The organism is Marinifilum breve, assembly GCF_003202155.1.
Classification (GTDB): Bacteria; Bacteroidota; Bacteroidia; order Bacteroidales; family Marinifilaceae; genus Marinifilum; species Marinifilum breve.
Genome location: NZ_QFLI01000003.1, coordinates 186,100 through 198,161 on the forward strand (window position 1 = coordinate 186,100; position 12,062 = coordinate 198,161).

Here is a 12,062-nt window from a genome sequence, read left to right on the forward strand (position 1 = left end):
TTGTTCGAAGATCACCCCGCCGCACTTAAAGTTTTCGAGTATATGTAGTTTGGGCTTACGCGCCCTAGATTCTTTGCTTCCTTTCTCATCAATGGAGAAAGGAAGAGCCCCTGCGGCTAGAGCAGAAAAATCATTCCTATCTATGACAAATCTCCGCATACAAACAAGTCCTACATGCATCCTGATTTTCCACTTGTGTAAATGGAACCTTCGGATCAAATATCTCCTCGAACATTTCCTGCAGAGCCTTGGTAAATTCTTCCTTGTATACTCTGTAATCATCAACTGGTTCCGGTTTGGCACGCCCTTCTTTTCGGGCCAACATGCAAGCAAACTTGTTATTAAAGAACTCTTTTAGACTATACACTCCAGGCGAAATTGCCTCTGCAGCTTTTGTTTTGTCCTCGTAAAACAAGCAGTACAACAAAGTTTGAAAAGCTGCCTTGTTTCTGTTCTTGCCCTCTTTTTCGAATAAGGATTCTATGTCCTTAAAGAACAAATCTGCCTTACCCGTTTTGTAATCCAGGATTCGAATGGTATCATTTGCTCGATCAACACGGTCAATCAATCCCTTAATATTTACCTTTCGGTTTCCCGATATCGGAATCTGAATTCTATATTCATCCTCCAATGATAGGATTTGGAAAGGAGCAAACTGCTGATCCAATACCAATATCCTATCGATATACTTTTTCAGGATATCAAATATCAACAAGTTCCTTCCTGATATCTGAACCTCTTTATCTTTGGGCGTTTTAAAATAAGTATCGCGAAAAGCGGTCTTCAGTTTCGCTTCAATCAAGTCTTTGTCTTTCCTGATGATTTCCAGATCTTCCCTTTCCAATGTTTTGCCAACAAATGGTTTGTAAAGATCTTCCAGCGTATTGTGAAACAGGTTCCCAAATGTTGGCGGATCAATCTCTTCCAACACCTGATCGGGTTCTTTTAATCCTGCAATGTATTTAAAGTAAAAACTTAACGGACAAGCCAGATAAGTATTCAATGCCGAAGGAGAAAAACTCCTGAATTGATCACCGCAATACTCTGCCAAGCAATTTAGAATTCGCTCATTCTTCTCAACGCTTATGGGTTTGGCCTCCTTTAACGAAATATCATACCCTGGACTCGATTCCTCAATATCAAAATCCGATTCATATTTCAGTTGATACAAAAATCGACTCATCTCCCCTGTCCTGATTCCATCGCTTTGGGTGCTGTACAGCAATTTGATGTCGTCTGCTCGCTGTATCAATCTGTAAAAATAGTAGGCAAAAATCGCATCCTGATGATCAATGGTTGGCATGCCAAATCCCTTTCTCAGGTGATATGGAATGAATGAGTTTGCGGTTCCTGTTTTTGGCAGTTTCCCTTCGTTCATCGATAGAACCACCAACTTTTTAAAATCGAGCAAACGCGTTTCCAAAATCCCCATTACCTGCAATCCCGCCAAAGGTTCTCCTTCAAACGGAATGCTCAAAGTTTGAATCATTTTCTCCAAAATCTTATAGAAAGTATCTTGCTTTACCTCTATTTCATGCTGATCCAACAATGCTTTCAATCGCTTAATTGCCAAAAACAGGTGGTAAATGTACTCCTGTTCAATCTTGTCGACCAATGATTTTTCTTCCTCTTTGGTTTCCAATCTTTGGTAAACATTCTGCAGCAAATTCAATAGGTACATGGCAAACTGATTCACATCCTTTACTGGTGTAAACAGCTTTTCGATTACCTCATCGCCTGTTAAAAGCTTTTGCGGAACCTTTATTTTGTTGGTAGTAAGAATATTTTGGGTAAGCTCATGAGCCAATTCAGGATTTACTGAATTCAAATACTGATGATTCAGCAATGCCAACACCTCTTTATGATGGAATTCTACCTCGCCGCCAATCTTTCGCGAACTTTTTTGCATATCAATTACCAAACGCAACAAACTGGCAACAGGCGTATTCTTTGCAGGATATCCCATGGTAACATTTACATTCTCTACCACCTCGGGAATGGAATGCAAAACTGGCAGCAACAATTCCTCATCGGCTAGCACAATGGCTGTTTCTTCTGGCGCTACATCCTCATCCTGGCAAAATGCTTGCACTACAGAGTGTGCATATTTGGCCTGCCCAACCTCTGATGACAGAGACACAAACTCAACCTTGGCACTGTTCTCCTTGATATTCGAAAAGCTCAATTCTGTTTTTGGTGCAGGAAACCTTCTGACATTATCTCGCATAAACAATCCCGCTTCATGGTATGGATTCTTCAGGTAGGATTCATCGTAATCCCAGTAAAATTCTGCTAGCTCTTTCTTCTTTATGAATTCGAACAAATCAATCTCGCATTTGTTCAATGCATTAAACCCAACAAAAATTACCTTTTTAGCATCAATTTGAATTTCTCCTGATTCCAATCCATCTATCAAATTCCTCGACGCCATTCCTTCGTAGGCAAGCTTTTCAGCTTTCAATTCCTCTCTCAGATCTTTATAAATTCCAAACAGATTTTCCCATAAATTCACGAACTCCTTTTGGTGTTCTGAATATTTCTCTGGTTTAAAACTGCTCCAAAATGCCTGTATCGCCTCAACCTGTTCATCCGTTAAATAATCGAACAGGTTCTCGATCTCCTTCTCATCAGCCAGGTTTTGAAACAAATGCTCAGCATTTACCCTGTACTTGTCCAGATCATCAAAATCGCCCAGCAGCATCTCACCCCAGTGATAGAACTCATCGAAGCTTTCGCTTACCTTCATTCTTTTCACATAGATTTTGTACAAGCGAAACAGCAATCCCAGGTTGTCTTCTATCTGTAAATTGGACAGGGAACGAAAAAACTCACTAATGGTAAATACTCTTGGCGCCCAAAGTGGCTGTTCCACCAATTCGTTTAGGTATTTTGAGAAGAACAGGCCTGCTCTTCGGTTGGGAAAAACCAAAATGCAGTCTGATAAGTCATTGGTATATTTTGAATAAAGCTCTTTAGTGATTTGTTGTAAGAATGAGTTCATATATCGTGTAAGAGATTAATTAAATTGATGATTTCCGTATGGCAACACAATTTCAATATTTGGTGATTGAAACATGCCATTGGGATTTAAACCTGGTTTTCCTTCCGGGATTTCTACTCCCAAATCCTTGTAATATTGCACCCAAAACGGCAAGTATTCTCCTGATTCATTATCCTTGAATGTCATGGGATTCAATTGAAATACTTCTGTTGAATCGCTAATATTTGTAAACATTTCATATATCAATTCGGAACAGTAATAGGTCGAATCACCTATTACATAGATATCATCGTAAGGAAAATTCAACAGAGTTTTTCCATAAGTCATTGCCGCATCAATTCTGGAATTCAACTTGGTATTTAACCTTCCTACTGCCACTTTATTGCTTCTTAGTAAAAAACTGTCCAATTGAGTTAAAGAAACCCCTTTGGATATGGCTTCCAGAACATACACCTCCCCTTTTGAATCAATATCTACAATCCCGACATGAGAAAAATTTAGCTTCTTCTTACCACCTGTAACTGATTCAATGGCATCTGAAATGGAATCGGTATTTAAATCCTGAAAAATTAGATCTCCTTTACGGAATTCAAACTGCGTTTTTTTTTGTAAATTATCACAGCTTAAAAAATGTAGAAATACCAGCACAATTATTATAGTGCGAAGAAATGTCATACTATTAAATATTGATGTTTTTGAATGCAAAACTAAATTAATTGGAAAATGCAACAAACGAAAAAATAGTTCTTTATTTTTTCTACAAATGTTAAACAATATCAGCTCATAGAAAATGTCTATAAGCTCATTAGAAAAAAAGATGACCTTTTGGTCTTTTATTCGTGTTTATCCTTACTTGTTCCATTTCAAAATTAATACATTTGTTTAAGCGACAACAAAAATCAGACAAGTACAACAAACAAATCTATGGATAAATTCAGTTTTTTGGGTAATAGTGAAATCGACTATATAGATGAACTATACCAATCCTATAAAAAAGATCCCAATTCGGTGGAAGAAACATGGAGAACGTTTTTCCAGGGATTCGATTTCGCATCGGCTAATTTTCCGATAAAACAAGAAAGTACCGATAGCTTGCCTGCCAGCGAATCAATGAGCAAGGAATTCAATGTAATGAACTTGATTCAGGCATATCGCCAAAGGGGGCATTTATTTACCAAAACCAATCCGGTTAGAACCAGGAGAAAATACTTCCCTACGCTGGATATTGAAAATTTCGATCTGGCAGAATCTGACTTGGAAACTCCATTTCATGCTGGGAAAGAAATTGGTATTGGTGTAGCAAAATTAAAAGATATTGTAGCTCACCTGCAAGAAACTTATTGTAAGTCTGTAGGTGCTGAATATGTTTTTGTTCGTCATCCGCAAATGTTGAGATGGCTGCAAAAGAAAATGGAGAGTTCAAAAAATACTCCACAGTTTACCGATGAACAACGCAAGCACATCTACTACCATTTAAGAATGGCAGTTGGCTTCGAGAATTACATTCACAAGAAGTTTGTGGGGCAAAAAAGATTCTCATTAGAAGGTGCAGAAACTCTAATTCCTGCTTTGGATGCCATGATTGAACGTGGTGCCGAATTGGGTGTTCAGGAGTTCATTTTTGGTATGGCTCACCGAGGCCGACTAAATGTTTTGGCTAACATTCTTGAAAAGCCGTATGAGAATATCTTTAAAGAATTCGTTGGTGAAGAATATGAAGAAGACATTGCGCTGGGAGATGTAAAATATCACTTGGGATATGGCAATACTGTAAAAACTGATGATGGTAGCGAGGTAAAATTGCATTTGGCTCCAAACCCATCTCACTTGGAAACGGTAGGTGCTGTTGTTCAAGGAATCTCACGTTCTAAAATAGATAATGATTACGAAGGCAATCAAGATCGATTGGTTCCTGTTGTGATTCACGGTGATGCTGCCATTGCCGGACAAGGAATTGTATACGAAACCATTCAAATGTCTCAATTGAAGGGATACAAAACGGGTGGTACCATCCATTTGGTGATCAACAATCAGGTTGGATTTACAACCAATTACCTGGATGCAAGATCGAGTACTTACTGTACCGATGTGGCCAAGGTAACTCGCTGTCCTGTTTTTCATGTGAATGGCGATGATGTGGAAGCTTTAATCTTTACCATTAAGATGGCAATGGAATACCGTCAGGAATTTAATACTGATGTGTTCATTGATATTTTATCGTACAGAAAATATGGGCACAACGAAGGTGACGAACCTCGTTTTACCCAGCCAATATTATACAAGGAGATTGCCAAGCATAAAAATCCTAGAGACATTTATGCGGCTCATTTAATTGAGAAAGGTATTTATTCTCAAGCAGAAGTAAAAACCATTAATTCGGATTACAACAAACTGTTGGATGATAAGTTTGAACTATCGAAAACATTCGATAAGGTGATTATTCAACCTTTCTTGGATAATTATTACAAAGGCATTCGATATTCAGTTGAATCTGATTTTGAATCTTCTCCTGAAACTGGTGTAAACAAAAAGACATTGCTATCATTGGCAGATAACTTTACCTCTCTGCCTGAAGACTTAAAATTCTTCAAGAAGATTGGAAAGTTAATGGGTGACAGAAAGAAAATGGTGGAAAACGATCAGCTTGACTGGGCAATGGGTGAAATGCTTGCATACTCTAGTTTGCTAACTGAAGGCAATTCGGTGAGAATTAGTGGTCAGGATTCTGAGCGCGGAACCTTCTCGCATCGACATGCGGCCTTGGTGATCGAAGATACTGACAAGAAGTATTTCCCGCTTAAAAATCTTTCGGAAGATCAGGCTCCATTTCATGTTTACAATTCATCCTTAAGTGAATATGGTGTGTTGGGTTATGAATATGGTTATGCTTTGGCTCATCCATCGGGACTAACCATTTGGGAAGCGCAGTTTGGCGATTTCCACAACGTAGCGCAGGCGGTAATCGATCAGTATATTAGTGCAGCCGAGGATAAATGGGGAATTAAGAATGGTTTGGTAATGTATTTGCCACACGGATATGAAGGACAAGGTGCCGAACACTCAAGTGCAAGAATGGAACGTTTCCTAACACTTTGTGCGCACAACAACATGCAAATTACCAACCCAACTACTCCCGCTAACTTGTTCCATATGTTGCGCCGACAGGTAAAGAGAGATATCAGGGTACCATTGATTTGCTTCTCTCCAAAGAGTTTGCTTCGTCATCCAGCTTGTGTTTCGAGCATGGATGAAATGGCAAAAGGCAAATTCCAGGAAGTTATTGATGACAACAACGTAATCTCGGAAGAAGTGAGACGAGTTGTGTTCTGTACAGGCAAGGTATACTTTGATTTATTGGCTCAGAAAGAAAAACTAAATGCTCAGGATATTGCTTTGGTAAGAATGGAACAATTGTATCCTTTCCCTCATCAGCAAGTAGATAAAGTCTTGGAAAGATATCCGAATGCTATTCTTCATTTATGGGTTCAGGAAGAACCTGAGAATATGGGAGCTTGGACATTTATGAATTACAACTTCCGCAACAAGGAGGTGAAATTGGTTCCTGTAGCTCGCCAGGCTAGTGGCAGTCCGGCAACAGGATTAGCAAAAATTCACATGCTTGGACAAAACGAAATCATCAACAAAGTATTTAGAAAATGTGACTGCGATAGAAAATTAAAATATTGTGGATTACAATGTGTTGAAGGAAGTTCTCATGAAGAAATCCTGCAAACTCATGAATACTTTGAGGAGAAGAAGAGCAAGCTTTTAATGTAAAAAAGGAAAAAGTATAAAGGTGAAAGGAAAAAGTTTGTGTAAAGCACTCCATACTTCCTCATTCAAACAATAACAAAATCACACAATAACGAAATAACAAATGACAGTTGAGATTAAAATACCAAGTCCTGGAGAATCCATTTCAGAAGTTGAAATAGCCAATTGGTTTGTTGCCGATGGCGATATTGTTGAAAAAGATCAAGACATTGCTGAGATTGAATCTGACAAAGCAACGCTAACTTTAGTTGCCGACGAAGGCGGTAAAATTGAAATTCTTGCACAAGAAGGCGATACCGTAGAAGTTGGTTCGGTGGCTTGTAAAATAGATACCAGTTTTGCTGGCGAAGCTCCAAGTCCAAAGGCTGAAGCTCCAAAAGAAGAAGTTGTTGAAGAGAAAGCAAAAGAAGCTGCAAGTTCAGCTCCTGCAGCTAATATCGAATCGGAGAATTATAAGGATGTAAAAATTTCTCCTGTTGCCAAAAAGCTAATGGAAGAGAATCAGCTTTCGGTTGATGACGTGATTGCAGGCTTACAACGACTATCGAAAAAAGACATTCAAGCTGTGGTTGACAACAAAAACAACCAACCAGTTGCTGTATCAGAAGCGCCAAAAGCAATTTCGCGTGAAGAAAAGCGCACCAAGATGACCAATCTTCGTAAGAAATTGAGTGCTCGTTTGGTATCGGTGAAGAACGAAACTGCCATGCTAACCACTTTTAACGAGGTTGACATGAGTGCCGTAATGGAGCTGAGAAAGAAGTATCAGAAGAAATTCGTGGAAACACATGATATCAAATTGGGTTTCATGTCCTTCTTTACCAAAGCGGTTACCGAGGCTTTAAAGGCTCACCCAATGGTGAACTCAATGATTGATGGCGAAGAAATTGTAACCCCTGATTTTGCCGATGTTGCCATTGCTGTTCAAACGCCCAAAGGATTAATGGTTCCTGTTATTCGCAATGCAGAATCATTAGGTTTGGCTGATATCGAAAAGAAACTAATGGAACTGGCCACCAAAGCTCGTGCGGGCAAAATTAGTCTGGACGAAATGACTGGCGGAACCTTTACCATTACCAATGGTGGGGTATTTGGCTCTCTTTTGAGTACTCCAATTATCAACCCTCCACAATCGGGAATTTTAGGAATGCACAATATTGTTGAGCGACCTGTTGCTGTAAATGGCAAGGTGGAAATTCGCCCAATGATGTACATTGCGCTATCCTACGATCATCGTGTGATTGATGGTAAGGATTCGGTAGGCTTCCTGGTTAAAATTAAAGAAATGATTGAAAATCCTCACAAGATGTTGTTCGATGGTAAAGATCCGGATAGCATGTTGCTGGGATTATAGAAATAAAAAAGAGCGATGAAATTTCATCGCTCTTTCTCTTTATAATTTGCTTACATATTTCTTTTTTTCTCGTCTGCTAAATTCTTGAGTTATTAATTCATCATTGCAATCTGACGAATAGTAGTTATTAGGAAGTAACAAAGATCTACCACCTTTGTAACAAAAAATTGGATTCACATATCCATATTGATTGTATTTATTTTCTTCTTTCTTAGAATCAAACAATTTTTTTGTTTTAAGATAATACACCATTAATGTCAGCCTGCAATTTTTATTAGAGTCGAACCTTCCTGCAATTCCAATTGGATCCATTGGATTTACCGTTTCACCTTCTTTTACATTTATAGTTCCTGATTTAAACCCAGAGTATTCAGCTAAAGTACCATCTTTATGCTCTATAAGTACTCTATTAGCAGAACGCACAAAACTGTATGCCTGGGTTGTATCTGCTTTATATTTATCTTCCACTTCTACTACCAATCCTTTTCGAGCAGCAACAACAGTTTCCTCTTTCTCAACTTTAAACACAAATGCATTAAAATTATCAGGAGATCCTTTTCCAAAAGTAAGTCCCATGTATTCTGCTTTTTGCACTTTTACTTTTGTGTTTGGTTTAAAAGGTAACATATAAACCATATCATCCTTAATTCTAGGATTCACCCTACCTCTCTGATAAATGTAGGTATAAGAAAACCCAATTCCACTTGATGGATTTTTGGGTTTCAATGTAAAAAAACGACCTGTATGTCCACTAACATGCGTTCCATAGCTTGTTTGCATGGCATTAGTTAAATCATCAAATTTAATCAGCAAATAATATGTGCCATACACATTTTTCGAGTAATTAAAATCAACAGTATTGTCACTTTTTCTTTCGTATCTCAACTCAATATCTGATTGAGCTAGACATGTTTCGCCCATACTCATCAAGAAGCAAAAACATAAACACAGAATAATCTTATTCATAAAGCAAATATTAATTAATCATATACTTTACGAATGTACATTTTATTTTAAAAACATAAAAATGCACCAAAGTAAAATGCTATCTAACAGATTAAAGTTATAACACAACACTTACAGCTAGTCTAAAATAGTAGTACAACTATTCCTTTTTCTTAGTTTTATTTTTTCTCCTGGTCAACTCCTTGTTGTAAGCAGCAATCAACTTGTTAAAATGCTTGCTCAACTCTAAGGCTTTTGGATTTTCAAAGAGGCAGTAGGCTTCCAGTTTTTTTACAATTCCTCTATGCACATTTATTAAATCAGCTCGTAAGTCAATCAATTTGGTTTTAGGTACAGCACCCTGGGCAATTAATCGTTCCAGATAAGCTGCTTCAAATGCCTTATTCTCTTCATCCAGATGCTTTACCCAATCACTCATTGCCAAAGTGTCAACCGCTTCTGTAAATCCAGGTTTATTTTGCCAAGCCGATGTTAGCGAAGAAAAGGTAGCCGATTTTACTTGATAATTTCGATACACAATCTGTTTGCCCATCGATTCGATGCTTTCCAAAATAATTTCGGCAGCTTGTTTCATATCCTCCTTATAATGCTTTGTGTACCCACGCACACATTGCTGCAATCCTGTAAACGAAGCACATCTTTTTTTATCCAATTCAATTACTTTTTGGGTGTAAGAACTAAGCTTTTTCTTCTCAAATATGATATCGAATTGTACCAGTCCATCGCGAAGTTGATCTGATTCTTTTTGAAAATCAAGACTCTGATTTACTTTCTTTAGAGCTTCCAGAATATTTTCTACAAACGAATAGAACTCTAAATTGTGTAAATGAGACAAATCAATAGCCGAAATCATTGTATTCTTACTCATATTGGGTTTCCATTATCAATTCCAAAGTTTTTTTAAGCTTCCTGTTCTTTTATATGCTATCCCAAACTTGTTTTTCCCTTTCCCAAACAAAAAGTACCCATATTTAGAAAGAAGCAAAGCTTCCCCAACTTGGGAACATCCATTTTAAATTAAAATGAAGTATTAACATCTTCCTTTTCTTTCAAATACTTTATTTGATATAAATATTGCTTTACTTTTTATTCAAATGAATTATTTTAAATTTAAGGATTAATCCTTTTTTATCAAATTAATTATTTGATAATAATGGCATATTGGGAAAGTCTACCTAAATCCTAGACTAGCTTCCCCAAACTGGGGATGGGTAAAAACAATTGGATTTTAGCTTTCCCAAATTGGGAAATGCCAGAATAGAAGGAAATTTGGATCTTTTGAATTGGGAACTCTTTGTTTTATTCATCTTTACCCAAATTCACAAAAAAACCTGCCAGAAAACCGGCAGGCTATATTTTATTGTTTTGAGTTTATCAAATTGAGCCACGAACTGCATAAAAGGTTTCATTTTTCCATATTTTATAAATGTTCTTATGGACTAAATTCTTTCTTCGTGAATACTCTTTGTGGTTAAATTATAATCTCTGTCCTCTCAAAATCACAGCGTCAATCAAGTTGCTACCATAGGCATATGGCATAAACTCAACCGAAGGAATTTCTTTGGTGATGAAAACATTGGCAATTTTACCACGAGCAATACTTCCCAATTCTTCCTGAACGCCCATTGCATAAGCCGAGTTAATGGTTGTAGCGTTCACAGCCTCTTGCGGCAACATTTTGTAGTTGATACAAGCCAATGACATAATGAATTTCATATTCCCTGAAGGTGATGAACCTGGGTTAAAATCAGAAGCCAAAGCAACAGGTAATCCTGCATTCATCATATCGCGAACTGGCGAACAAACCATATTCAAGAAGAAAGCTGCTCCTGGCAATACGGTTGGCATGGTTTCAGAACCTTTCAAACACTTGATTTCTTCCTCCCCTACAAACTCAAGGTGATCAACCGAAAGGGCATTGTATTTTACGCCTACCTGAATCCCTCCTGAGTAATCCAACTCATTGGCATGGATTTTTGGACGCATTCCATACTTCATACCTGCGTTCAAAATACGATCTGTCTCTTCAACCGTAAAGAATCCCTCATCACAGAATACATCAATGTAGTCTGCTAAATCTTCTGCAGCCACTTGAGGAATCATTTCATTGATTACCAAATCAACGTATTCTCCTTGGCGACCTTTGTATTCAGCTGGTACGGCATGTGCACCCAAAAAGCTCGATTTAATGGTAAGAGGAGTTGATTCTTTAATTCGCTTGATTACTCGAAGCATTTTCAACTCGTCCTCAACAGTCAAACCATATCCACTCTTGATTTCAACCGCACCGGTTCCCATGCTTATGATTTCGTGAATGCGTTCCATTGCAGCTTCGTACAACTCATCTTCGGTAGCATTGTGCATGCGTTTAGCAGAGTTCAAGATTCCACCACCACGCTTGGCAATTTCTTCGTACGAAAGTCCTTTGATTTTATCGGTATATTCAATCTCACGACTACCAGCATATACAAGGTGCGTGTGCGAATCGCAGAATGATGGGAATACCATGCGACCTGTAGCATCAATCTCTTCTACATGATCAAAACCTTCCATTTCATCGTAGTTTGGCATATCTTCCATCTTGCCAAAATCGGAGATCTTTTCATCCTCAATAAGCAAATAAGCATCATCAATGCAATTCAAATTTGCCATATCAGTCCCAGCAACCCACTTTCGTGGAGTTTCCTCAACCTGAACAAGAGTCTTTATATTACTTATTAACAGTTTCATATCTATATCAATTAATAATTAGCAATTCATAATGAGTAATTTGAAAAGAATATTTAATACTGAAATTTTCGCTGTTTCAATTCAAATCCACTCATTCACTTTAACATGCAAATATTAGCTAATTCTGAACAAATTGCAAACCTTTTCGAATTGCTCTTTAAAATTATTTTATATCGCTGATTCTGTACATATTTTTCTATTTTTACGCATTCAATTTTAAGGGGTAAAAACCAAAAC

At 37.7% G+C, this 12,062-nt stretch carries 7 protein-coding genes; 2 read left to right on the top strand and 5 right to left on the bottom strand.

The annotated features are described in order from the left end of the window. Positions 1-136 precede the first annotated feature (136 nt). Both DF185_RS08450 and DF185_RS08455 read right to left on the bottom strand, forming a co-directional pair. Complete coding sequence (locus DF185_RS08450; protein WP_110360318.1) at positions 137-3,001, bottom strand: PD-(D/E)XK nuclease family protein; 2,865 nt, start codon at positions 2,999-3,001, stop codon at positions 137-139. Positions 3,002-3,016: 15 nt separating this feature from the next. Next, positions 3,017-3,676, bottom strand: coding sequence for a YiiX/YebB-like N1pC/P60 family cysteine hydrolase (locus DF185_RS08455; RefSeq protein ID WP_110360319.1), 660 nt, complete (start codon positions 3,674-3,676; stop codon positions 3,017-3,019). A gap of 249 nt (positions 3,677-3,925) precedes the next feature. Between DF185_RS08455 and DF185_RS08460 the strand changes: the two genes are divergently transcribed. Further along, positions 3,926-6,778 (top strand): 2-oxoglutarate dehydrogenase E1 component, encoded by a 2,853-nt coding sequence (locus DF185_RS08460; RefSeq protein WP_110360320.1) that lies wholly within the window; start codon positions 3,926-3,928, stop codon positions 6,776-6,778. 100 nt (positions 6,779-6,878) lie between these two features. Then, positions 6,879-8,129, top strand: coding sequence for a 2-oxoglutarate dehydrogenase complex dihydrolipoyllysine-residue succinyltransferase (odhB, locus tag DF185_RS08465; RefSeq protein WP_110360321.1), 1,251 nt, complete (start codon positions 6,879-6,881; stop codon positions 8,127-8,129). A 39-nt stretch (positions 8,130-8,168) separates the two neighbouring features. Here odhB and DF185_RS08470 read toward each other — a convergent pair whose 3' ends face one another. The 3 genes from DF185_RS08470 to hutI all read right to left on the bottom strand — a co-directional run bounded on the left by DF185_RS08470 (position 8,169) and on the right by hutI (position 11,825). Beyond that, a complete protein-coding gene (locus DF185_RS08470) occupies positions 8,169-9,095 on the bottom strand; it encodes a M23 family metallopeptidase (protein ID WP_110360322.1) in 927 nt (308 codons plus the stop codon). Positions 9,096-9,234: 139 nt separating this feature from the next. After that, positions 9,235-9,963: a DUF6261 family protein gene (locus DF185_RS08475; protein WP_110360323.1), complete on the bottom strand. Its 729-nt coding sequence runs from the start codon at positions 9,961-9,963 to the stop codon at positions 9,235-9,237. 608 nt (positions 9,964-10,571) lie between these two features. Further along, positions 10,572-11,825 (bottom strand): imidazolonepropionase, encoded by a 1,254-nt coding sequence (gene hutI / locus DF185_RS08480; protein WP_110360324.1) that lies wholly within the window; start codon positions 11,823-11,825, stop codon positions 10,572-10,574. Positions 11,826-12,062 lie beyond the last annotated feature (237 nt).